The following is a 22,225-nucleotide window of genomic DNA, read 5'->3' on the forward strand; positions in this document are numbered from 1 at the left end:
ACAAATTGTCTTATCTTCTCTGTTAAAGAACGTCTTGGCGAAGAACCTGCTCCGCTCAAGTGGGCGCACATTATATATCGCCCCAACCTCCTGTCAACATCTTTTGATAATCTTTTTTAACTTTCTGTTAAACAAACAATTATCAACCATTTCGCTCCTTCGAAATGCCCCCGAGTTTCCTCAGAGCCGGCGCGCATTATAGAGCGCCATAACTTCCTGTCAACACCTTTTCAAAAACTTTTTTCTACGCTTCTGAAACCTTCCTTCCTGGACTTCCCTTCCGCGACTTCTGCCTCGAAAGTGGTGCGCATTATAAGCACCATTTCCCACTTCGCAAGCTCTTTTTGAATGTTTTTTTAAATTTATTTTTAAACGCCTGTTTTATGTTCAATATGTCTATAAATCAGACTGTTATCGTTTATTTTTAATACAATCATTAAAAAAGGCCACCGAAGTGGCCTCTATCATTAATTACTGACAACTATTTTAATAACCTGATGACGCTCTTCCGTGACCTGATTCATCGTCCTTACCTGGTTGATTGATGTCATCCGCTCGTTTCATAAGCTCACGCTCAACTTCCACAGGCGACATTTCACCGCCATTTTCACTGATGATTAACGCAGCAACTCCTGCAACGTGTGGCGATGCCATACTCGTTCCAGCATTCCACCCCCAGCCTGTTGGCGTTGTGCTCAGTACCATATCGTATACATAACATGGGAAGCCTGGTATTACTGGCCCATTACAAGGAGCCGTTCCGTATGTGAAGGCTAAATCATAGTTCCCACCAGGGCCTGCGATATCTATACCACTTTTACCATAGTTAGAGTAGCTAGCCATCACATCCAGGTTTGTAGAATTATCCAGGCCCCAACCAACCGGACCGAGAGATGAAACCGAGATTACATGATTACCTTCCGCTGGGAACGCCTTCAATGAAGCATCATGATTCAGATCGCGGGCGTCGTTACCTGCTGAGGAGATAATGACACTCCCTTTCTTATTCACATACTGAGTAACGCGATTTAAAGCGGTAAACAATTCAGCGCAATCTTTAGCAGGGAAATGGTCTTCACCAAAAGTACAGTTTCGTGGAATATCTGCACCCAGACTCATATTGATCACATCTGCATCAATGTCAGCGGCATAAACCATTCCTTGGAAGATAGAAGAGAATGGCCCGCTACCTGAAATACCTGATAAGACCTTCACCGTAACAATTTCCGCTTCAGGTGCAACTCCAATGGTACCAAATGCGTTATCGGCAGCAGCAATTGTCCCTGCTACATGGGTTCCGTGCGAACCGGCCGGACTGTTATAAGCTTCGCCATTAATAAACGAGGCGCTTAAAGCTGTATTCAGATTAGGGGCAAGATCAGGGTGCGTTGACATAATCCCACTATCTAATACCGCCACTCTTACGCCTTGGCCTTTAACACCCGCTTGCCATGCTTCTGGAGCATTTACAGCGTCGTGCCCCCATTGCAAATCAAAATAAAAGTCATCATCGCCAGACGTAGGTGGATTGATTGACTGATCTTCAAAACTAATTTCTGGCATACCTTGCTCATTTGGACTTACATATTGAAGCTCAATATCAGCGAAGGTACTTTGAATTTTTGCGTTACTACTAAGTCGCTCGCGTATATCTGTATTGTCACTTTCGATCATCAGCATGCCGACTTGAGGAAGCTGTCCGGTAACAGTCGCGCCCTGCGCTTCGATTTCCTGAATCAATACAGAATCCAGCTTATTTCCTTTGGTCATTACAATGTAGGACTGAGCTAATAGAGTCGAGGGTAAAGCAAGAGAGGCGCCCAACAGTGCCAGGCCAGAGAGTTTAAATTTATTTTTCATTGAATGTTCTCCAACATTATTATTTCCTTTAATCCGTGTTGCCCCATGCAACTCAGCTAGCCTATAAAATACTCATGTCTTATTGAATACTTGCTGTACCATTTTTGGGACACTAAATACAAAAAAGCCCGCTATTTGCGAGCTTCTTGTAAAAGTCTTTGACGGAAAACGATATAAATGTGAACTAGATCAAGGTTACATAGGCAATCTTTTTCTTGCCTGCCTGAATTAAGTATTTACCCGCCTTTAACATTAATGATGGTTCAACAACTTCCCAGTCCACTTTAACACGGCCATTCTTTAACATATCTTTGGCCTGCGCTGAATTTGCCGCCAGACCAGCTCGATTGATAATGGCACCAATAGGGAATTGTTCTGCACCATCCATATCAACCTCAACCTCAGGCGTTCCTTCCGGAACTTCGCCTTCCTTAATAATGTTACCAGCTGCATTATGTGCATTATCAGCGGCCTCTTTATCATGGAAGCGCTCGATAATTTCTTTTGCCAGCTCTATCTTAATATCTCGAGGATTAGCACCCTGCTCTACCTGCATCTTAAGTTCTTCTATTTCTGCCAGCGGACGGAATGACAATAATTCAAAGTAGCGCCACATCATGCTATCTGGAATGGACAGCAGTTTCTGATACATAACACCAGGCGCTTCAGTGATACCAACATAATTGCCCAGTGATTTGGACATCTTCTGCACACCATCAAGCCCTTCTAATAATGGCATCATCAGAACCGTTTGCGGGCGTTGTCCATAATGCTTCTGTAATTCACGCCCCATTAATAAATTGAAGCGCTGGTCTGTACCACCTAATTCAACATCTGACTCCAGGGCAACAGAGTCATATCCCTGAACTAATGGGTATAGGAATTCATGAATGGCGATAGGCTGCTCATTGCCATAGCGCTTTTTAAAATCATCACGCTCTAGCATTCTGGCAACAGTGGTATGAGAAGCCAGTTTAATCATGCCGGCAGCACCCAGCTTTTCACACCATTCAGAATTAAATGCAATGGTAGTTTTGTCTGGGTCAAGAATCTTAAAAACCTGCTCTTTGTACGTCTCAGCGTTAGCAAGTACTTCTTCACGGGTAAGAGGTTTACGAGTGGCATTTTTACCGGTTGGGTCACCGATCATGCCAGTGAAGTCTCCAATCAGAAAAATGATCTCATGGCCTAATTGCTGAAATTGACGCAACTTGTTAATTAAGACGGTATGCCCCAAATGCAGATCAGGTGCCGTCGGGTCAAATCCAGCCTTAATTTTCAATGGCTTGCCAGTTTTCAGCTTTTCAAGCAACTCGTCTTCTAACAGAATTTCTTCGGCGCCTCGCTTAATTTCAGCGAAAGCCGCTTGAACATCAGTCATTGTCTCGTATTTCCTCTATTTGCAATGGGCTCAAAGATACACGAAAACCTCAAGGATGCAACGAATTTGCGCTTTCAAGAACACGCGACCTGGTTCACAAAATATCGTCTTTTTCACAATTTTCGATCTTGGATCAAAAAAACAGGCCGTTTTTATCATTTTACATTGACCAAAACACCCATTATGGTTAAGGTTATTGCGCAAAATCTGTTCAACCAACTTCTTAACTAATGCGATGATTAACCGAGATTACAAAGGCTTTCAGAAAAGCAAACCACTCTTTTCCCGCAAAAAAACGCGTCGAAAGGGCATTTTGCTATTTTCTGCCACTTTTATCGCTCTTTTAGCAGTGACCAGCTATATTAAAATGACTCCAGGAGAAGAGTCAGAGCAACAAACCACTTCACAAGATACTGAAATCCTTCAATTAAACCTTTCATCGGATGAAACAGAAATTAACCAACCAGTAGAACTGGCTTCTGCTGGCGAACAGTCAGTGGGCGAGCTTTCACTGACCGAAGTGGCTTTAAAGGCCAGCCGTGAGAATCCGGCTTTAGCAAATCAAACGCAAGAAGAAGTTGTTGCACCTGAGCCACAGGAACCACAAATTAAGTGGGAATCTTTGACCGTAGAAAGCGGTGATAGTCTTGCCAAAATCTTTAAGCGCAAAGGCTATAGCCCCTCTGATTTGCACTATATGATGCAAAGTGACGAGCAAATCGAAATTCTTAAAAAGATACGTCCGGGCCATACCTTAGAGTTCGCCAGTAATGATGACAGCAGTTTCCTTGGACTTCGCTATCCTTATAGTGTTAGTGAAACCCTCCAGGTTACTAAACTAGCTGATAAAGAGTTTGATGTTGCCATCGACGAAAAAGAGATTGAATTCAAAACCCGTTTCGCCACAGCTACAATTACGAGTAGTTTTTATATGGCTGGTAAAGACGCAGGATTGCCTGATGGCGTGATTATGGAGCTGGCGGGCGTATTCGAATACGACATCGATTTTGCACTAGAAATACGTAAAGACGACAGCTTCTCAGTTCTTTACGAAGAAAAGTACGTAGATGGTGAGAAGGTTGGCTATGGCAATATTCTTTCAGCAGAGTTTACCAACCAGGGTGACAACTTTGCAGCTGTTCGCTATACCGACCTGAATGATCGTACTGCTTATTATACGCCGGAAGGTAAAGCACTGCGTAAGTCATTCTTGCGTGCTCCATTACAGTTCAATTATGTCAGCTCGAACTTCAACCCAAATCGTTTCCATCCAATTCAAAAGCGTGTAAAACCACACCGTGGTGTTGATTACCGCGCGCCTATTGGAACTCCTGTTCGAGCCTCTGGCGATGGCCGTGTTACCCATTCGGCTTATAATAAATACAATGGAAACTATGTGTTCATTAAGCACGGCAACAATATTACAACTAAATACTTACACTTCTCCAAACGTGCTGTTAAGCCCGGCGAGAGGGTAAAACAAGGCCAAATTATTGGCTACGTTGGTTCAACCGGTATGTCACAGGCACCACACTTGCATTATGAATTTGTGGTGAATGGTGTTCATCGTAATCCTCGAACCGTAAAGCTTCCGCATGCGGCTCCTGTACCTAGGGAAGAAATGGAACGCTTCAGAGAACAAAGCAAACCATTATTGGCGCAACTTGAAACCGAGCGTACAACCTATTTCGCACGCTTGAATGACGAGCCAGGCGCGAGCAACAACAACGGAAAACTTCAAAAGTAATTATTAATGGCCTTATATATTGGCTTGATGTCGGGCACCAGTGTCGACGCGATAGATGCGGTGCTCTGCGACATTGATAACTCCTCCGCAAATCCGATCCAGCTTCTTCATACTAAAAGCGTCCCTTTTCCTAAGGTTATTCAGCAGCAGATACATTCTTTAAGTAATGCAGAATACGCTCATGACCCGATTGAAGAAATGGCCTTGCTTGATCGAGAGCTGGGTGAGCTATTCGCTGAGTCTGTCGATGACCTGCTTAAAGATAGCGGTCATATAAAGAATGACATCCTAGCAATAGGCAGTCATGGACAAACCATTCGCCATCGTCCTGATGCCTATCACCCTTTTTCCATCCAGATCGGCAATCCTCATACCATTGCCGCTCGAACCGGCATAACGACAGTAGCTGATTTTCGCACTCGGGATATGGTGTATGGTGGTCAAGGTGCTCCCTTAGTCCCCGCTTTCCACCAGGCAATTTTTCATGAACCAGAGCAAGATAGAGTAATTGTTAATTTAGGCGGTATTGCTAATATCACTTATTTACCCGCTCAAGGAGAAGTTCTTGGTTATGATACAGGGCCTGCCAATACTGTAATGGATCAGTGGATTGGACTTCATCAGCATAAAAGCTTTGATGAAAATGGTCAGTGGGCTTCACAGGGAAAAGTTATACCGGAACTTTTGCAGGAATTACTAAGTGACGATTACTTTGCTCAGTCCTACCCAAAAAGTACCGGGCGAGAACACTTTAATTTAACTTGGCTTAAGCAGTTTGACGTAGATTCTTACGCGCCCGAGGATGTTCAGGCAACTTTACTGGAACTCACAGCAAAAACAGTTAGCCAGGCAATTCAGCAGCACACAACAGATGCCACTGTCATACTGTGTGGCGGCGGCGCTTATAACTCTGCTTTAGTAGACAATCTGCAACAGAATCTGAAAGGTTTTACTATCCAAACGTCTCAGGAATTTGGGATAGCTCCAGACTGGATTGAAGCCATGGCTTTTGCCTGGCTGGCGCACCGCTGCCTTAACCGGCTATCCGGCAATTTGCCTGCAGTCACCGGTGCAAAAAGGCCTACTATCCTTGGCGCGATATTCTCGCCTTAAACTATTCCCATAAAGTTTTATTTGCCTATTTATTAGTATTATTGCATATTGGTAATGCAAATTTGCATTAAGTGGCCAATATGTCAGACAAAAGCCTTTCTCCTATCGCCATCAAGTGGCAACTGATACTCGATCAATCCATGGATCGTCTGATCATTCTTTTGGCTTTATGCACAGTTCCCGCAGTTATCAGCTCCTTAGCTCGAATTCCTGAAATGGGCTTCCAACCCTCTATGCTGTTTCATATTGTCGTTGGACTACTGATGATAATCATCGCAGTGTTCCGCAATATCCTGTCATTTCATGTTAAAACCAACGTCGTTTTGACATTAAGCGTCACCATCAGTGTTGTAGGCTTATGGGACTGGGGGTTAGTGGGTAATGGATTCGTCTGGATGTTATTAAGTGCCAGCTTATTTGCATTAATTTATGGGAGTCGCGCAGTATTTATCTTTAATGCCTTGTTCATTGCTTACTCAGCAGTTGTAGCCTATCTGTATATCAATGGTAACTTGTCAGTACCAGTATCGCAGAGCCAGTATTCTCAATCTTTAAGCGCATGGAGTACCGCTATCATTGGCGCTGCAATGCCACTTATCATTGTAAGCTACGCAATTATCGCTCTTGTCAAAAAAGCAGGATTACTCATTATTGCACTTGAGGATCAAAAGCAGCAGGCCACTCATCTGGCGGAACGGGACCCATTGACAGGGCTGTATAATTTACGTGTTCTGAATAACCGCCTGGAGCACGCCATCAATCTGGCTCAAAGACAGCCCATGCAAATATATTTATTAAATATCGATTTGGATGACTTTAAACGGATAAATGATCAATATGGCCATGCCGCTGGCGATGTTGCTCTGGAGTATGTTGCGAAAACTCTGGTTAAAGTCACCAGAGAATCAGATACCGTTTGTCGAGTTGGCGGTGACGAGTTTTTGATACTGATTGATACAGCTCTAGAAGTCCCAGTCAAACAGATTGTATACCGAATTCGCCATGAACTATCGACACAGATTACTTTTGAGGGTCATACCTTTCCAATCGAGGCCAGTATCGGAGTTGCTGAGTATAACCATAACAGTCATGAGGAAATCAGTAGCGACCGCATGATACGTCTGGCAGATCAGGCTATGTATAAAGAAAAAGCTTCTCGAAAACTAAAAAAGCTGAGCCAGGGGAAACCTGATCCAGCTTTACAATAATCTAACTTTGATTATGAAATGATGTAGCTTATGAGCTACACGGAGAAAGAAGACCCGCAGCCGCAGGTTGTTTTTGCCTGAGGGTTGCTGATAATAAAACGAGAGCCCTGCAAACCTTCTGTATAGTCTACCTCTGAGCCCATTAAGTACTGAAAGCTCAACGCATCAATCAGAATTTTAACGCCATCCTGCTCGATCGCCATGTCGTTATCATTCTGCTTCTCGTCAAAAGTAAAGCCATATTGGAAGCCTGAACAGCCACCACCGGTGACAAACACTCGCAGTTTTAACTGATCGTTCTGCTCTTCCTCAATCAACTGCTTCACTTTACGACTTGCAGCTTCTGTAACTGTAATTGACATTCAAATTTACCTAAACACATTGATGTATCCATTATACCCGAATATGGGGGCCTTACTTCAAGATCTCAATAGAATAGCTGTTATGTAAAAATCAGACATAAAAAAACGCTCGCCATGGGCAAGCGTTTTATCGCTAACGAAATCAGGCTCTTACAGCTTCATTATCGTCAGAATGCATGGAATTTTCAGATTTTTCTTCATCTGAAGACTCTTTGCTGACCTTCGGTTTTGAAACTACTTCGCTATGATCAGGCTTGTGTTCCAATGCATGCGGTTCACCAAGATTGACCATCTTGCCATTCACGGTTGCACCCGCATTCATTTCCATAACCTTGTAGTACAGGTCACCATTCACTTTTGCGCCAGGTTTTAGCTCTACTTTCTGTGATACGCGAACATCACCGTCAACCTGCCCAAAAATAATCACATAAGGTGACTCAATATTACCCTCAATTCTGCCATGAACCCCTACCGACAAAACTGACTTCTCGTGATTTGTGCCGTGAATATCACCTTCAATCACTCCATCGACAAACAAAGCGCCCTCAAAAGTCAGGTCGCCCTTGATGCTGGTTCCTTCCGCGATCAGTGTATCCACATTGTGTGATTTACTTTTATTACCCCACATTATTGTCTTCTACCTCATTTGGAGATTGCTGTTGAGAATCGATTTGCCATGGATAATCCTGCAATACCGTTTCACCACCTCGTCCAGAAGACGTTACCTGCACCCGAACCAGCTCAGGTACAAAACCTTCCGGAATGTTAAAGGTTCCTCTGTGGCTGCCCACATAACGGAACTTAAATTCAGTATCTTGCTGAGACAGGGCTTCTAACTCCTTTAAACTGTAGCTCTTCTGCTCACCATTTTCTTTACCTACTAAGGTAATAGAGAAAGAACCAGATACGTCACGTTGCTGCTGTCCTGCCTGTATCAGCATCAATCGAAAGTTAAATTGATTAACGTTTCCTGCTACAGACTCCCACACAAAGCTGGCTATTTGCAAGCCACTTTCTACAGCATTGGGATCGAATATACGTAAAAAAGCCTGCTTCTCTTTTTCCAGGTTGTGGATCTGAGTATTCAGCTTCTGAATTTCTTTTTTCAGTTCTGCAGTAACCTGATGCTCAACCTGATACTGCTGTTGCCAATGTATCAGGCTGTTGTTGGATTCTTCGAGCTGAGCACGCATATTTCCAAGACGCTCATTAGCAGAACCGAAGCCTCTGTACTGGCGCTCGCTGAGCCAGTAACCGAGACCAATTGCACCTAATAAAATGATCAGCATAAAAGCCGACCAACTCCAGTACCAGCTGGCTTTGCGGCGTTTACGAATAATGTAGTCTGGCTGATGGGAATCTTTAGTCATAAATCGTTGAAATCATTTGTTCTTGCGGCTGCATTTTCTTATTATGTAACTAATTGAATACAATGGCTAATTTTTTTAGCCGAAGCCGAAGCGACGATAGTTTGCGATTAAAGCAAATTTATTCATCGCAGGAAACAAAACTTATCACAAACTCACAACGCCAATGACACTGATCGACCGCTTACGATTACGACTTGGGGGCTTTGACGCATTAGCCCTTATGGCGGTTATTGGTTTGATCTGCGGTCTTCTGGCTGGTGGTTCTAATATCCTGTTCCGTCTCTTCACAGAGAGTTCTTTAGTTCTTTGGGCAACCGACCCGGACACTAAAACTGATTACGAAACCATGGATTGGCTGTATCGACTGTTGCTACCAACTATTGGTGGCCTCATCGTGGGTATACTCCTTCAACAATTGAAACCTGAAAACCGTCAGGTTGGTGTTTCGCACGTTCTCGAACGCATGGCTTACCACCAGGGACACCTGCCACCGAAAAATGCCTTTGTACAATTCGCCCTGGGTGGATTGACTATTGCTTCAGGCCAGTCTGTAGGTCGTGAAGGCCCGGGGATTCACTTAGGTTCCGCCTCGGCCAGCTGGGTTGGACAAAAACTCAAGCTACCAAATAACAGCACCCGCATTCTGGTTGGCTGTGGTTGTGCCGCCGCCATCTCTGCAAACTTTAACACGCCACTTGCCGGGGTGATTTTCGCCATGGAAATCATCATCATGGAATACGCGGTGGCCAGCTTTATTCCTATTATTCTGGCTTCAGTTGCCGGCGCGATCTTAACCCGCCTGGTATTTGGTGATGGTGCTTCGTTTGACGTTCCTTCGAAACTTGATATCCAGTCGCTGTGGGAAATGCCCTACTTTCTGTTAGTAGGTTTTGCCGGTGGCGTATTAGCCAGTATTTTCATTATTGCGACCCGTAAAGTCAGGCAAGTGTCGCGCGAGTGGCCTGTATGGCTCAAAACAACCGTTGCGGGGACCAGTGTCGGCATCATCGCAATCGGCATACCGCAAGTCATGGGTATTGGCTATGACTCGGTTAACAGCGCCTTGCAAGGTGAGCTAGCGCTGACCATTCTCGTATTAGCTTTGGTTGGAAAACTTATTGCTACCATTATCTGTTCCGGTTTATCGCTACCGGGCGGTGTTATCGGCCCAGCTTTGTTTTTAGGCGCCATGCTCGGTGGCGTCATGGGTAACGTTGGTGGCGAGTTATTCCCAGACCACGCCAGTTATACCGGTTTCTACGCCATGATAGGTATGGCAACGGTTATGGGCGCAGTTCTACAGGCACCGCTAGCTGCCCTGATGGCATTATTGGAGTTGACCAATAACCCCAACATTATTTTCCCCGGCATGTTCTCAATCGTAATCGGCAACCTGGTCGTAACCCAGCTGTTCAAGCAGCAGTCATTCTGGGAAACCCAGATGACCGACCGAGGTCTCGACTTGCGCGTCAGCCCTATCAAGCAGGTATTACGCAGTATTGGTGTTGCCGGCGTGATGTCACGCAGTATGGCAACCCTTAACTTCCGCTCCACACCTGATGAAATTCAGGTAGCGCTCAAAGACAAGCCGCGCTGGGTTCTGGTTATGGAAGATGAGCATGTGACTTCGTTGATGGTAGCCAGTGATCTGGTTCGCTATATGATGGAGCGGGAAGAAAAACAGCGGGAAGAAACTCCAAAACCTGACTCAGAACAAAAACGTAAGGTGATTAATCTGTTAAAAATACCAGCCAATCGTCAGGATTTGGTTTCGGTAAACCTTCAGGCAACATTGGAAGAAGCTTTCGATAAGATGGAACAGGCAAAAATGTCAGCCGCTTATGTATACCGGATCACACACGACGGGCAAGAGCGTATTTATGGTGTTATTACTCGCGATATGATTACCGACCAATACGTTTATACACATAAACCTTAAGGCTTAACGCATGCTGTGGATTAAAACATTTCATATCTTTTTTATGGTCGCCTGGTTTGCAGGAATATTTTATCTTCCTAGAATTTTCGTTAATCTGGCTATGACAGAAAACGATGGCGCCTTCAATCAGCTCAATATCATGGCACGCAAGCTGTATCGGTTTATTACTCCCTTCATGGTATTAACAGTTATCTTCGGACTTTGGCTCGCTTCTTATAACTGGAGTTACTACATGAGTTCAGGCTGGTTCCACGCCAAGATGACTTTAATTGTCCTGCTGATTATCTATCATTTCATTTGCGGCATGTATCAAAAGCAATTTGCCGACGGCACCTGCAACAAAAGTCACACCTATTTTCGCGTCTTTAACGAGTTGCCGGTTCTGATTCTGCTAGGGGCTCTAATTCTGGCGATTGTAAAACCGTTTTAGCTAACGGTTGTTTTATACGATTCACCAAAGTTACCAAAACAAAACTCAATAACATCAATAAATACCATGAAGACAGCTTGGCAAGTGGCACCATTTGCCAAGCTTCTTTTTGATTTGGATAAAGCCAGATATTGGCATAAGTCGCGATATTTTCAGCAAACCAGATGAACAGTGCTACCAGAAACCAGCCAAATAGCAGCGGCATTTTGCGATGGGTTTTGATCACCTTGAAATGAATCTGAGTGGTTAAGAAAAGATAGAAAGTTATAGCGAGTATTAACCAACGTAAGTCATACCAATAGTGATGAGTAAAGAAGTTGATATAGACTGCCATGACCAAAATGACCGTTGTCCATTTTGGTGGATAATTACTGTATCGGAAATCAAAGATTCGCCATACGCGAGCCAAATAACTGCCCACCGCACTGTACATAAAGCCGGTAAATAGCGGCACATTGGCAATACCGAATATGAATTCTTCAGGATAGTGCCAGGACTGTATGGCATCGGAAGTTTTAAAAAGCTCCATCACCGTTGCTACCAGGTGAAAAACGATGATGACCAGGGCTTCTTTCCAGGTTTCGAGCTTAAATGCCAGCATAAACACTTGAAAAGCGATGGCAGCCAGAAATATAAAGTCGTAGCGATGCAGACCTTCGATGGGATACCAGTATTTGGTCACCAGCATCACCGCCAGCAGGAAACCACCGAACATACAGGCGTAGGCCTGCTTCAAGCCAAATACAAAGAACTCGTGTATAAATTGTTTAAACTTATTCATTCGATAGCTCATCCCCACGCTAATGGAATGATACTACCGAATTAAGACGACAAAATCCTGCGTAATTATGGCCAAATCTGTTAATAGCTGTTACAGCTCGGATCTTGGCACAAACTCCAGGACTGCGGCATTGATGCAGTATCGCTTCTTACCATTCGGGCCATCATCGAAGACATGCCCCAGGTGGATACCAGTTGAAGCAGAGCGTAGCTCTGTGCGTTGCATGCCAAAACTATTATCTTCATGGTAGGTCACCGAGCCATCAACCGGCTTGGTAAAGGATAACCAGCCGGTACCTGAATTAAATCGATCACGGGTATCGAATAATGGCTGCCCACTGAGCTTGTCGACAAAAACTCCATCCGGTGTATCTTTGAAAATCTCATATTGCTTACAGAAACGTCCATCAGTTCCTTTCTGGAAAGCCACATTAAAGGCTTCCGAATCACCTAGCTTGAAATAGCCAAGGGCCTTGTAGAACTCTTTAGCGGATAAATAGCCTTGGTAACCCAGCGCTTCTTTACCGTTTTCCAAAAACAGAATCGTCGGTGTTGCCCAGGTTGGCGTTTTGATCTCAAGTCCATCCAATTGCGAGGCATAACGAAACGTCATTGGAATGGTTCCCTGATAATCATTTGCCACGTCTTTTTTGAATTTCTCGCAATAAGGACAATAATCTTGCGAATCTACAATCACAATCTGTTTGCCTGTAAGCAATGAAGAATTATCCACTTTTTCAGATTCAGGCTTGCTATCGAATGTCACACCAGTAGAAAAATCCGGGCAATAACCATTGGGGTTTTTTCGTAAATAATCCTGATGATAGTCTTCAGCAGGATGGAACTGATCAAGTGGCTTAATCACCGTCACAATTTTTCCATAACCCGCTTTGCTCATCAGCACCTGAAATTCGTCTTTTAAGCGATTGGCAATTTTTGCCTGTTCAGGACTATTTGTCAGAATGGTTGAGCGGTACTGAGTGCCAACATCATTGCCTTGACGGTTTAACTGAGTCGGATCATGCGATTCAAAATAATCCTTAATAATGGTCTCTAGGCTAATTTGCTGCGGGTTAAAGGTCACTTTGACCACTTCGGCATAATTGTCGGGGTTAAATTTATGTTTTGCTTTGGTGATTTCTGCGTAGGTAGGCTCATGACCACGGCCATCGGCGTAACCAACTTCTGCATCGATAACACCCGGTAATGCTTCAAGACGCTTTTCCGCACCCCAGAAGCACCCTTCACCCAGCACAATGGTATCCACCTGCTTGGTAGCAGGCATATCTTGCTCAAGATTTGCAGGTTTTTCTTTATCAATGAAAGGTTGCTTGGATAAGCTTGCTGATTGAGCTCGCATCATCACAAAAGCCAGGCCAGCTACGACCAGCACCGTGATAATAAAAATTACAATATTTTTCATCTAACTCACACCATTATTCGGGGATGGATTTAGTATGCACAACAACTAATGAAAATTTAGTCAAAATTCTCAGCAGCCATCAGTACACAGTGAGTTAGATGAACTTAACGCGGAAATGTTACATAGAGTTTAGTTATGAATTCATGCCTATGCTCTATAGGCTACTCTTTCTCCATCACCACCGCGGTACCAAAAGCCAACAACTCTGCGGCCATGCTGGCGATCATTGAGGTTTCAAAGCGCACGCCGATCACTGCATTGGCACCCAACATTCTGGCTTCATCGCACATACGGTCGATGGCCTGTTCGCGGCTCTCTGCCATTAGCTTGGTATACTCCTGCACTTCACCACCAACCAGGTTACGCAGTCCTGCCATAATGTCTTTGCCGACATGTCTTGTACGTACTGAGTTTCCACGCGCTAAACCAATCACTTTAGTCACTTTATAGCCAGGAACCTGCTCTAATGTATAAACGTCGATATTACTCATAGTCTTGTCCTTCTTTTAAAATTTTACGTTTTTGTATTTGTCTGTTTTTAATGCAATCAATCGCTGGCGCAGAACACTGCCTAACAACAGCAATACTCCCGCCTCGATCAAAAAGACGCCTGCTTTAACCCAAAATGGCACTGACGGTTCAGTGTAAAAAGTAAATAACTGCCACACCATAAAACCGGCAAAGCCTAAAATTAAAATAAACCAGCCAATGATCGCCATGCCTTTTGCTACTGGCTCTTTCATAATCTTATCCAATTGTGCCTCCTCGCATTCAGGGTACTGCAAGTTACCCATCTCCTGCTTAATCGCCAATAAATCGTCATAGACAGCTCGGCATTGGTCGCATGACTCAAGATGCACGCGCACTCGTTGTCGATCCTGCTGGTTCAGTTCATGATCGATATAACCGCTGATAAGTTCCTGGGTTTTATCACACAGATTCATGATTCACCTCGTTTAATTCGTGTTTCAAAAGTTCGCGTAATGCCATTCGTGCCCGATGCAATCTCGACATCACAGTACCCGTTGGAATCGCCAGAATTTCTGCAATGTCTTCATAGCTATTACCGTGATAATCGCGCAAGACAATCAGTTCACGTTGCATGACCGGAAGTGCACTGAGCGCCTGCATCAATCGCGTTTTGATTTGCAACTGCTCAAGCTGCATTTCGGGTGATTGACTCGAGGTACTTTGCTGTTCAGTATCCAGCTCATCTTCTCGCGACAGCTGTCGAATGCGATCAATCGCAGCATTACGCACGACCCGGTAAAGCCATTTCTGCAAGTCGATACCGCCTTTAGGCGCCTTTGGATGAGCCAACGCCTTTTCAACACTGGCCTGCACCACATCTTCAGCATCACTCTGGTTACCCAAAAGCTGCACTGCAAAAATTAGGGCTTTGCGACTGTAATCAATCAATTCCTGCGACAATGACTTTACCCTCTTGTTGTCGTTCTCAGTGGTTTAACGAGGAACTATCTTTTTTATTCCATGATTTTTTCTCTTTTATACCATGACTGGCACGCATATCCATTATTTCAGGGACTTGTTTGGTATTAATGATATTGCAATGGCATTATGCTAGCTTTATACCAATACTGATAAATATTGTCTGGAGCATACTATGAGCAATACTTCCGACTATACCCCACCCAAAGTCTGGCAATGGGAAAAAGAAAGCGGCGGCAAATTTGCCAAGATCAATCGTCCAGTATCCGGGCCAACTCATGCTAAAGATTTACCGGTAGGCAAACATCCACTTCAGCTGTATTCATTGGCGACGCCCAACGGCGTTAAAATTACCATTATGCTGGAAGAGCTTCTCACCAAAGGCATCACAGAAGCAGAATACGATGCCCATTTGATTGATATCAGCGAAGGCGATCAGTTCAGCAGTGGTTTTGTGCAGGTTAATCCCAACTCGAAAATACCGGCGATGGTTGATCACAGTACAAACCCATCCACTCGAATTTTTGAATCAGGTGCGATTCTTTTATATCTGGCTGAAAAATTCGATGCCTTCCTACCGAGCAAACCCGAGCAACGAGCAGAACTACTCTCTTGGTTGTTCTGGCAAGTGGGAAGCGCGCCCTATCTCGGTGGCGGCTTTGGCCATTTCTACAAATACGCGCCAATAAAGATCGAATACTGTATCGATCGATTCACCATGGAGGTGAAACGCCAGTTAGATGTGCTGGATAAACGCCTGGCCAATAACGCCTATATTTGCGGTGATGAATACACGATTGCTGATATGGCGATCTGGCCCTGGTACGGCAGTCTGGTATTAAATGAAGTGTATGAAGCTGCCGAGTTTTTGCAGGCGGACACTTACAAACATGTCATGCGCTGGGCCAAAGAAATCGCCAAGCGCGATGCGGTTAAACGTGGTCGCATGGTCAATCGCACCTGGGGCGAACCGCACGAGCAGCTGCACGAGCGCCATGATGCTAAAGACTTTGATACCAATACCGAAGACAAGAAAAGCGATTAAGGAAGGAACCGGCCATGCAGAATAATAAATTAGCGATCAGCATCTGGATTAGTATCTTCATGGCCGTTCTCATTTGGTCAGGGATAGGCCCCAAGGATCGAGTGACCTGGATGATGGAAGTCGCGCCAGCAGTTATTGGTTTTATCGCATTGGCCATCACTTACAAACGATTTCCACTGACGCCTTTGCTGTATGTTTTAATTTTAATTCACAGCATCATACTTATTGTCGGTGGTCACTATACTTATGCGGAAGTGCCTTTGTTTGATGATATGAAGCAATGGTTCGGCTGGGAGCGCAACAACTACGACAAGCTCGGGCATTTTGTGCAAGGGTTTGTACCAGCCATCATTGCGCGCGAACTGATGATACGGCTTAATGTCTTTAATAGCGCCAAATGGCGAACCTTTTTTATCATCAGTTTCTGTCTCGGATTCAGCGCCTTTTACGAACTGATTGAATGGTGGGTCGCCCTGCTTTCCGATCAGGCCGCTGAAGCCTTCCTCGGCACTCAGGGCTACGTCTGGGATACCCAGTCTGATATGTGGTGGTGTTTACTCGGTGCCGTTGTGGCATTGGTCAGTTTAAGCAAGTGGCATGATAAACAGTTGGGAAGATTACTATCTTGTAAGGTTTAACTATAAGTGATAGCTTTATTTACAGTTTAACCTTTATATTAAGGATGCCCGTTGTTAGAAGTTGTTGAAATAATAAAACAAATGGAGCAGGGTTATACAAAACCTTATCTTTGCCAAGCTGACAACCAAGAAGAATATGTCGTTAAGGGAGCAAGTGCCAATGGGAAAGGTAGGATATGCGAATGGATTGCTGGTCACTTAGGAAAGAAGCTAGACCTTCCAATACCCGAATTTGAAATCATTGATGTTCCAGAGTATCTCATTAGTGGTGATACTGACTTAATTATTGAAATGGGCGTTGGACCGGCGTTTGCCTCAAAATACATCCCTTTTACCCAAGAAATAAACCATACGCTTTTGGCATCAATGCGCGCTGATCAGCTTAGAGATATATTTATATTTGATTATTGGATTAAAAATGAAGACCGTAAGTTTACTAGGCACGGAGGCAACCCCAATCTTCTGGTCGACCTTTCCAATCAAAGCCTAATAGTTTTTGACCATAATCATGCCTTTGACCCAGAATTCAACCTTGAGGACTTCAAATCCGAACACATTGGTCGAAATCACTGGTTTCAAGAGCAGATGGATTTACTTGTAATTGAAGAGTTAAAAGCTAAAATGCGTAGCGCTTTGACGCATTTAGATGATATTTTAGATAATATACCTCGGGAGTGGTTTAGTTGTAGTACTGTAACCTCCTCTTTACTTGACACGATTAGAGCAAACTTAGAATACTTTGAAGACAATCAATTTTGGGAGGCATTACAATGAGATACGCTTGCAAGTATGCCGTAATTAAATTCCAACCCTATGCAGAAACTGAAGAGTTTGCCAACGTGGGGATAGTGGTATTTTGTCCAAAAAACAACTACTTCGACTTCAAAATAGCGCCAAAGAAATTTTCTAGGGTTACAAATTTCTTTGAAGACTTAGAAGGTAAAGTCTTCAAGTACACATTAGACATGCTTAAAACTGAATTAGAGCATATTCAGAATTTCTTCTATTCTCTAGGTCAAAAGCGTAACGAGCAATTCTTTGATGAAGTTACTCGCTTAAGAGAATCTGTTGTTAGGTATAGCAACATAAAGGTTGTTGGGACAGATAACCCAGAGCTATTACTTAATAAGTTATATGATAGATATGTAGGTCGAAACTTCCTCACTAAAGAGTACCGAGAACAAATTATGGTAAAAACCATAAAGCAAGAGTTCAAATCTAAAAATATTGGTATTAATTACACTGAGAAGCTATTAACAACACAGCTACGTAATGTAAGACTGCCTTTAGTTGCAGAGTTAGAAGAAAAGCACTTTAAGGCCATTAAGCCTCTTGCATTTACAGAGAAAAAAACCACTCAAATAATTGAGCATGGTGAATTATGGTTCAACAAAATCAAGTGGCTTTTGAAAGAAGATGTTTTGAATCCAGATGATATACTTTTGCCTATTGAAGGCCCTCAAGAAAAAGGCCTTACCAAGAAAGCTTTCAATGAAATAGTCCAGGAATTGAAACAGTTAGATATTAATATTGTTAATTACTCAGATACAAAAGCTATTATTAACTTCGCGACCAGTCAGAAAAAACCCGCTCCCTATATCGTTCACTAGAATCTTCCACCATAAAAAAAGCCTCCGATTGGAGGCTTTTAAATTCATATTTGTCTAAAGGATCGCTTATAGACTTTTCTTGAACTCGTCGGTCATCAACTCAAAATCTTCTTTACCAACACCGCAATCCGGGCAGTACCAGTCCTCTGGCACATCTTCCCAACGGGTTCCAGGCGCAATGCCGTCTTCTTCCCAGCCAAGCTCTTCGTCATAAATAAAGTCACACACCAGGCAACGGTATTTTCTATATTCCACCAGCTAAACCTCTCGAATCTCTATCTGTATGGGGTTTTCAGGCCCACATTGTAAGCATTTTGCGCTGAATTGCTAGCAACTGAGGGGACAAATAGGCCAAAGATACACCAATTGGGTAACTTCATGTTAGAATTGCGCCAACTTAAAAGTCATAACAAACATTTGGGTGCACGCATGGTTTTTCAAGGCCAACATATTCTCTCCATTGACCAACTAGACCGCGAGGCGGTTGAGCGAATCCTTCAAGTTGCTGATTTAATGCACCCATACGTGGCTCGCGAAAAAAGCTGTCGTATTCTGGATGGTGCGGTTCTGGCCAACATGTTCTTCGAGCCAAGCACGCGCACCCGCATCAGCTTCGGTACAGCCTTTAATCTGCTGGGCGGCCATGTCCGCGAGACCGTGGGGATGTCGACTTCTTCACTGGCCAAAGGCGAATCGCTATATGACACAGCGCAAGTACTATCAACTTACGCCGACGTAGTTGCCATGCGCCACCCACAAGCTGGGTCAGTGTCAGAATTTGCCGCTGGCAGTAAAATCCCGGTGATTAATGGCGGTGACGGGCCGAATGAACATCCGACTCAGGCTCTACTTGATATTTACACCATTTTTAACGAGCTGAACCGCATTCAAAAAGGCACTGAAAATTTGCGCATCGCCATGATGGGCGACTTGAAAAACGGCCGCACGGTCCACTCACTGACCCAATTATTGTGCGTCTTCCCGAATGTCGATTTTACCTTCGTCGCACCTAATGCTTTAGCCATGCCAGAAAAAGTGTTGGCGGTTTGCGATAAGCATAATCATCGCGTCACCATCACTGAAAGCCTCGAAGACGGCCTGCAAGGTCAGGATGTGATTTATCAGACCCGCATTCAGGAAGAGCGCTTTGAAACGCAACGCGAAGCGGATTTGTATCGCGGCAAGTACCGCCTCAATCAATCTGCATACGAGCAGTTCTGCGATCCGAACACCATCATCATGCATCCTCTACCGCGCGACTCACGTCCGGAAGCCAATGAACTGAGCGATGACATGAATGATAATCCTAACCTGGCCATCTTCCGCCAGGCTTATTTTGGCGTCAAAGTGCGCATGGCTTTATTTGCCCTGGTACTGGGCGTCGAAGACAAGCTCAGCCAATTTGAAGCGCCAGTCACCTGGCACTCAAACAAGCTTTAGTCTTTTGTTTTTCATTTCTTATTATCGGAACGACTATGACCACATCAGATCAATTATTTAATCGCGCCAAGCAACACATTCCTGGCGGCGTCAACTCTCCTGTTCGTGCCTTCAACGGCGTTGGTGGCACTCCGATTTTCTTCAAGTCTGCGAACGGTGCTTACTTCACCTCTGCCGACAATAAACATTACGTTGATTACGTCGGCTCATGGGGGCCAATGATTCTAGGCCACAATCATCCAGCAATTTTAGAGGCGGTGATTAAAGCTGCCGAACGCGGCCTGAGCTATGGTGCGCCGACCGAAGTCGAAGCTGAAATGGCGGAAAAGATCTGCGAATTGATCCCATCGATTGAAATGGTACGCATGGTGAACTCTGGTACCGAAGCGACCATGAGTGCGATTCGTTTGGCGCGTGGTTATACCCGTCGCGACAAGATCATCAAATTTGAAGGCTGTTACCATGGCCATGCCGACTGTTTGCTGGTTAAAGCTGGTTCTGGCGCATTAACTCTTGGCGAACCAACCTCACCGGGTGTACCTGCTGATTTTGCCAAACACACGCTAACTGCTGAGTTCAATAATCTCGACAGCGTGAAAGCTCTATTGTCAGAGTTTGGCGACGACGTGGCCTGTATTATCGTTGAGCCAATCGCCGGTAACATGAACTGTATTCCGCCAGTACCCGGTTTCCTCGAAGGCCTACGCGAACTGTGTGACCAACACGGCGCCGTGCTGATTTTCGATGAAGTGATGACTGGATTCAGAATGGGCGTGGACGGCGCACAAGGTTATTACAACATCAAACCAGACATGACCTGCTTAGGCAAAGTCATAGGTGGCGGTATGCCCGTCGGCGCATTCGGCGGTAAACGCGAAATCTTTGAACAACTGGCACCACTCGGCCCTGTCTATCAGGCCGGTACCCTTTCCGGTAACCCAGTGGCCATGGCCGCAGGTCTTGCAGCCTTAAACGAATTATCAAAGCCAGACTTCTACCAGCCTCTGTTCAACTACACCGAACAACTGGTCGACGGCATGCGTTCAATCGCTCACGAAGCCAGCATCCCATTCACCACCAATCATGTTGGCTCCATGTTCGGCTTCTTCTTCAACGACGCAGAAACCGTCACCAGCTATCAACAAGTGGCCAACGGTGATCTGGAACGCTTCAAACAGTTCTACCACGCCATGCTAGACCAACACATCTACCTGGCTCCCTCCGCCTTCGAAGCCGGTTTCGTCTCCGCCGCACACGGCGAAAAAGAGCTCGACCTGACCTTGAGTGCCATGCGAAAAGCATTAGCTTAAGCCCATAAAAAATCCCGCAGCAATGCGGGATTTTTTTTACTCAATAATTTCCAATAAATGATTAACTGTAGAGTGCGTCGCGAAACAGCCTAAGTTAATTAACTTCACTAATCATAAGAGCATAAAAATTGCTATGAATAGAATTATTGTAAAAGCGATACTCCCATAAAGATCACTTCTATTTTTTTTCCCGTCTCCCTCTTTATTATCTTTTGAATTCAAATCTACACTTATTCTTCCAACACTCTGTACACCATCATCCTGAAAACTTTCGACCCAGTTTGGTTCGTAATCCCCAATGACGAATCTATTTATATTTTTTATATTTGGTTTTATGCCTATGGCTACTTCTTTAAATGTCCCATTTATTTCTTCATAATTAGTCCTATACTCCCAGTTATTATCTTCCCTTGGATCAATTGTTCTTGGCAACTTCTCCAAAGTTTCAAGAACTCTTTTCCGACTAAGGATTGGGCAAAGTTCATTTTCCTTTATCGCAGACTCTAGTTCATCTTTGATTCGATCTTTATCAATATGCCAAACACCTGATTTATCAAATTCACCATAATCAAGCCAGCCTCCTCCCCATTCATAGATTGGCATGTTTAATCTTTTACAGCCCCAAATATTAACCTCATAGTCCCTCTCTCCAAAACAATACTGTTGGGGGTTGTAGGCTTTCTGCCTGCTTCTAAAGCATCCAACGCCATAATATGTAAGTTCCTTCTTAGTTGCTGTGTGTCCATTGATCAACATCTTTGATGATTTCCATCCACCAACTAAGTCATATAAATTAATAATTAGGTCCACTTCAGTTATTGGTAATACGACACTGTGCATTGCAGACTTTCCATCTCCTTTTACAGAGTAAGATGGAATATTTTTACTAATACTAACTGCCTTGCTGAAATTCTGGGAAGAACTATATGCGAAAGAAATTTCAACATTTGCGATATTATTGTCTGTAACGGGTATATTAACTCTGTCAGCATCAGTCACAGGGTCTCCGCACTGAGGGCAGAACTTTGAACCTTCAGTTATTCCCGCACTACACTTATCACACACCAACATAAACACCCCTTAAGACATTAAGTACCTGTTCCTAATATTTCATAATAAT

The 22,225-nt window shown here is 44.2% G+C and carries 23 protein-coding genes; 11 read left to right on the forward strand and 12 right to left on the reverse strand.

Going from position 1 to position 22,225, the window contains the following annotated elements:
- Positions 1–486: 486 nt before the first annotated feature.
- A complete protein-coding gene (locus B158_RS0100005) occupies positions 487–1,860 on the reverse strand; it encodes a S8 family peptidase (RefSeq protein ID WP_018623259.1) in 1,374 nt (457 codons plus the stop codon).
- Between the two features lie 184 nt (positions 1,861–2,044).
- Complete coding sequence (gene tyrS, locus B158_RS0100010; protein ID WP_018623260.1) at positions 2,045–3,241, reverse strand: tyrosine--tRNA ligase; 1,197 nt, start codon at positions 3,239–3,241, stop codon at positions 2,045–2,047.
- Positions 3,242–3,608: 367 nt separating this feature from the next.
- On the opposite strand from tyrS, the gene B158_RS0100015 reads away from it, so the two are divergent.
- From B158_RS0100015 to B158_RS13195, 3 genes are all read left to right on the forward strand, one after another.
- Positions 3,609–4,988 carry a peptidoglycan DD-metalloendopeptidase family protein gene (locus tag B158_RS0100015; RefSeq protein ID WP_228127046.1) on the forward strand — a complete coding sequence of 460 codons (1,380 nt, stop codon included), beginning with the start codon at positions 3,609–3,611 and terminating at the stop codon, positions 4,986–4,988.
- 6 nt (positions 4,989–4,994) lie between these two features.
- Positions 4,995–6,101: an anhydro-N-acetylmuramic acid kinase gene (locus tag B158_RS0100020; RefSeq protein WP_018623262.1), complete on the forward strand. Its 1,107-nt coding sequence runs from the start codon at positions 4,995–4,997 to the stop codon at positions 6,099–6,101.
- An 80-nt stretch (positions 6,102–6,181) separates the two neighbouring features.
- Positions 6,182–7,309, forward strand: coding sequence for a GGDEF domain-containing protein (locus tag B158_RS13195; protein WP_018623263.1), 1,128 nt, complete (start codon positions 6,182–6,184; stop codon positions 7,307–7,309).
- Positions 7,310–7,344: 35 nt separating this feature from the next.
- Here B158_RS13195 and erpA read toward each other — a convergent pair whose 3' ends face one another.
- The 3 genes from erpA to B158_RS0100040 all read right to left on the reverse strand — a co-directional run bounded on the left by erpA (position 7,345) and on the right by B158_RS0100040 (position 9,041).
- Entirely contained in the window at positions 7,345–7,671 is a 327-nt protein-coding gene (gene erpA, locus B158_RS0100030) for an iron-sulfur cluster insertion protein ErpA (RefSeq protein WP_018623264.1), read from the reverse strand.
- Positions 7,672–7,813: 142 nt separating this feature from the next.
- Positions 7,814–8,299 carry a bactofilin family protein gene (locus B158_RS0100035; protein ID WP_018623265.1) on the reverse strand — a complete coding sequence of 162 codons (486 nt, stop codon included), beginning with the start codon at positions 8,297–8,299 and terminating at the stop codon, positions 7,814–7,816.
- Positions 8,289–9,041: a DUF6776 family protein gene (locus tag B158_RS0100040; RefSeq protein WP_018623266.1), complete on the reverse strand. Its 753-nt coding sequence runs from the start codon at positions 9,039–9,041 to the stop codon at positions 8,289–8,291. Before B158_RS0100040 ends, B158_RS0100035 begins: the two co-directional genes overlap by 11 nt.
- A gap of 163 nt (positions 9,042–9,204) precedes the next feature.
- Here B158_RS0100040 and B158_RS12765 point away from each other — a divergent pair, with 163 nt between their 5' ends.
- Both B158_RS12765 and B158_RS0100050 read left to right on the forward strand, forming a co-directional pair.
- Complete coding sequence (locus tag B158_RS12765) at positions 9,205–10,980, forward strand: chloride channel protein (RefSeq protein ID WP_018623267.1); 1,776 nt, start codon at positions 9,205–9,207, stop codon at positions 10,978–10,980.
- Between the two features lie 10 nt (positions 10,981–10,990).
- A complete protein-coding gene (locus B158_RS0100050; protein WP_026309152.1) occupies positions 10,991–11,410 on the forward strand; it encodes a CopD family protein in 420 nt (139 codons plus the stop codon).
- On the opposite strand, the gene B158_RS0100055 is transcribed toward B158_RS0100050, so the two are convergent.
- The 5 genes from B158_RS0100055 to B158_RS0100075 form a co-directional block, all read right to left on the reverse strand.
- Positions 11,346–12,191 carry a DUF817 domain-containing protein gene (locus B158_RS0100055; RefSeq protein WP_018623268.1) on the reverse strand — a complete coding sequence of 282 codons (846 nt, stop codon included), beginning with the start codon at positions 12,189–12,191 and terminating at the stop codon, positions 11,346–11,348. The two genes, B158_RS0100050 and B158_RS0100055, sit on opposite strands and share 65 nt — an antisense overlap.
- Before the next feature lie 90 nt (positions 12,192–12,281).
- Positions 12,282–13,613 carry a peptide-methionine (S)-S-oxide reductase MsrA gene (gene msrA, locus B158_RS0100060; RefSeq protein ID WP_018623269.1) on the reverse strand — a complete coding sequence of 444 codons (1,332 nt, stop codon included), beginning with the start codon at positions 13,611–13,613 and terminating at the stop codon, positions 12,282–12,284.
- Positions 13,614–13,774: 161 nt separating this feature from the next.
- Complete coding sequence (locus tag B158_RS0100065; RefSeq protein WP_018623270.1) at positions 13,775–14,104, reverse strand: YbjQ family protein; 330 nt, start codon at positions 14,102–14,104, stop codon at positions 13,775–13,777.
- Between the two features lie 15 nt (positions 14,105–14,119).
- Positions 14,120–14,557, reverse strand: a complete 438-nt coding sequence (locus tag B158_RS0100070; RefSeq protein WP_018623271.1) for an anti-sigma factor family protein — start codon at positions 14,555–14,557, stop codon at positions 14,120–14,122.
- Positions 14,544–15,044 (reverse strand): RNA polymerase sigma factor, encoded by a 501-nt coding sequence (locus B158_RS0100075; protein WP_018623272.1) that lies wholly within the window; start codon positions 15,042–15,044, stop codon positions 14,544–14,546. The genes B158_RS0100070 and B158_RS0100075 overlap by 14 nt, the downstream gene beginning before the upstream one ends.
- Positions 15,045–15,237: 193 nt before the next feature.
- On the opposite strand from B158_RS0100075, the gene yghU reads away from it, so the two are divergent.
- The 4 genes from yghU to B158_RS12770 are packed head-to-tail and all read left to right on the forward strand — an operon-like array spanning position 15,238 to position 18,355.
- Positions 15,238–16,107 (forward strand): glutathione-dependent disulfide-bond oxidoreductase, encoded by an 870-nt coding sequence (gene yghU, locus B158_RS0100080; protein WP_018623273.1) that lies wholly within the window; start codon positions 15,238–15,240, stop codon positions 16,105–16,107.
- A gap of 14 nt (positions 16,108–16,121) precedes the next feature.
- Positions 16,122–16,745 carry a DUF2238 domain-containing protein gene (locus tag B158_RS0100085; RefSeq protein ID WP_018623274.1) on the forward strand — a complete coding sequence of 208 codons (624 nt, stop codon included), beginning with the start codon at positions 16,122–16,124 and terminating at the stop codon, positions 16,743–16,745.
- A gap of 51 nt (positions 16,746–16,796) precedes the next feature.
- The gene (locus tag B158_RS0100090; protein ID WP_018623275.1) at positions 16,797–17,519 is read left to right on the forward strand and encodes a HipA family kinase; all 723 of its coding nucleotides are present in this window, start codon (positions 16,797–16,799) and stop codon (positions 17,517–17,519) included.
- Positions 17,516–18,355 carry a DUF3037 domain-containing protein gene (locus B158_RS12770; RefSeq protein ID WP_018623277.1) on the forward strand — a complete coding sequence of 280 codons (840 nt, stop codon included), beginning with the start codon at positions 17,516–17,518 and terminating at the stop codon, positions 18,353–18,355. Before B158_RS0100090 ends, B158_RS12770 begins: the two co-directional genes overlap by 4 nt.
- Before the next feature lie 66 nt (positions 18,356–18,421).
- On the opposite strand, the gene B158_RS0100100 is transcribed toward B158_RS12770, so the two are convergent.
- Positions 18,422–18,610 carry a rubredoxin gene (locus B158_RS0100100; RefSeq protein WP_156823026.1) on the reverse strand — a complete coding sequence of 63 codons (189 nt, stop codon included), beginning with the start codon at positions 18,608–18,610 and terminating at the stop codon, positions 18,422–18,424.
- Between the two features lie 123 nt (positions 18,611–18,733).
- Here B158_RS0100100 and B158_RS0100105 point away from each other — a divergent pair, with 123 nt between their 5' ends.
- Entirely contained in the window at positions 18,734–19,795 is a 1,062-nt protein-coding gene (locus tag B158_RS0100105) for an aspartate carbamoyltransferase (protein ID WP_018623280.1), read from the forward strand.
- A 35-nt stretch (positions 19,796–19,830) separates the two neighbouring features.
- Complete coding sequence (gene hemL / locus B158_RS0100110) at positions 19,831–21,105, forward strand: glutamate-1-semialdehyde 2,1-aminomutase (protein ID WP_018623281.1); 1,275 nt, start codon at positions 19,831–19,833, stop codon at positions 21,103–21,105.
- A gap of 111 nt (positions 21,106–21,216) precedes the next feature.
- Here hemL and B158_RS0100115 read toward each other — a convergent pair whose 3' ends face one another.
- A complete protein-coding gene (locus tag B158_RS0100115; RefSeq protein ID WP_018623283.1) occupies positions 21,217–22,176 on the reverse strand; it encodes a zinc ribbon domain-containing protein in 960 nt (319 codons plus the stop codon).
- Between the last annotated feature and the right edge of the window lie 49 nt (positions 22,177–22,225).

Origin of the sequence: Kangiella aquimarina DSM 16071 (genome assembly GCF_000374105.1) — a bacterium.
Lineage (GTDB): Bacteria > Pseudomonadota > Gammaproteobacteria > Enterobacterales > Kangiellaceae > Kangiella > Kangiella aquimarina.

Bases quoted from the DNA above. Each gene is read 5' to 3' on its own strand.
- B158_RS0100005 (WP_018623259.1), bottom strand. From the start codon at position 1,860: ATGAAAAATAAATTTAAACTCTCTGGCCTGGCACTGTTGGGCGCCTCT.
- tyrS (WP_018623260.1), bottom strand. From the start codon at position 3,241: ATGACTGATGTTCAAGCGGCTTTCGCTGAAATTAAGCGAGGCGCCGAA.
- B158_RS0100015 (WP_228127046.1), top strand. From the start codon at position 3,609: ATGACTCCAGGAGAAGAGTCAGAGCAACAAACCACTTCACAAGATACT.
- B158_RS0100020 (WP_018623262.1), top strand. From the start codon at position 4,995: ATGGCCTTATATATTGGCTTGATGTCGGGCACCAGTGTCGACGCGATA.
- B158_RS13195 (WP_018623263.1), top strand. From the start codon at position 6,182: ATGTCAGACAAAAGCCTTTCTCCTATCGCCATCAAGTGGCAACTGATA.
- erpA (WP_018623264.1), bottom strand. From the start codon at position 7,671: ATGTCAATTACAGTTACAGAAGCTGCAAGTCGTAAAGTGAAGCAGTTG.
- B158_RS0100035 (WP_018623265.1), bottom strand. From the start codon at position 8,299: ATGTGGGGTAATAAAAGTAAATCACACAATGTGGATACACTGATCGCG.
- B158_RS0100040 (WP_018623266.1), bottom strand. From the start codon at position 9,041: ATGACTAAAGATTCCCATCAGCCAGACTACATTATTCGTAAACGCCGC.
- B158_RS12765 (WP_018623267.1), top strand. From the start codon at position 9,205: ATGACACTGATCGACCGCTTACGATTACGACTTGGGGGCTTTGACGCA.
- B158_RS0100050 (WP_026309152.1), top strand. From the start codon at position 10,991: ATGCTGTGGATTAAAACATTTCATATCTTTTTTATGGTCGCCTGGTTT.
- B158_RS0100055 (WP_018623268.1), bottom strand. From the start codon at position 12,191: ATGAATAAGTTTAAACAATTTATACACGAGTTCTTTGTATTTGGCTTG.
- msrA (WP_018623269.1), bottom strand. From the start codon at position 13,613: ATGAAAAATATTGTAATTTTTATTATCACGGTGCTGGTCGTAGCTGGC.
- B158_RS0100065 (WP_018623270.1), bottom strand. From the start codon at position 14,104: ATGAGTAATATCGACGTTTATACATTAGAGCAGGTTCCTGGCTATAAA.
- B158_RS0100070 (WP_018623271.1), bottom strand. From the start codon at position 14,557: ATGAATCTGTGTGATAAAACCCAGGAACTTATCAGCGGTTATATCGAT.
- yghU (WP_018623273.1), top strand. From the start codon at position 15,238: ATGAGCAATACTTCCGACTATACCCCACCCAAAGTCTGGCAATGGGAA.
- B158_RS0100085 (WP_018623274.1), top strand. From the start codon at position 16,122: ATGCAGAATAATAAATTAGCGATCAGCATCTGGATTAGTATCTTCATG.
- B158_RS12770 (WP_018623277.1), top strand. From the start codon at position 17,516: ATGAGATACGCTTGCAAGTATGCCGTAATTAAATTCCAACCCTATGCA.
- B158_RS0100105 (WP_018623280.1), top strand. From the start codon at position 18,734: ATGTTAGAATTGCGCCAACTTAAAAGTCATAACAAACATTTGGGTGCA.
- hemL (WP_018623281.1), top strand. From the start codon at position 19,831: ATGACCACATCAGATCAATTATTTAATCGCGCCAAGCAACACATTCCT.
- B158_RS0100115 (WP_018623283.1), bottom strand. From the start codon at position 22,176: ATGTTGGTGTGTGATAAGTGTAGTGCGGGAATAACTGAAGGTTCAAAG.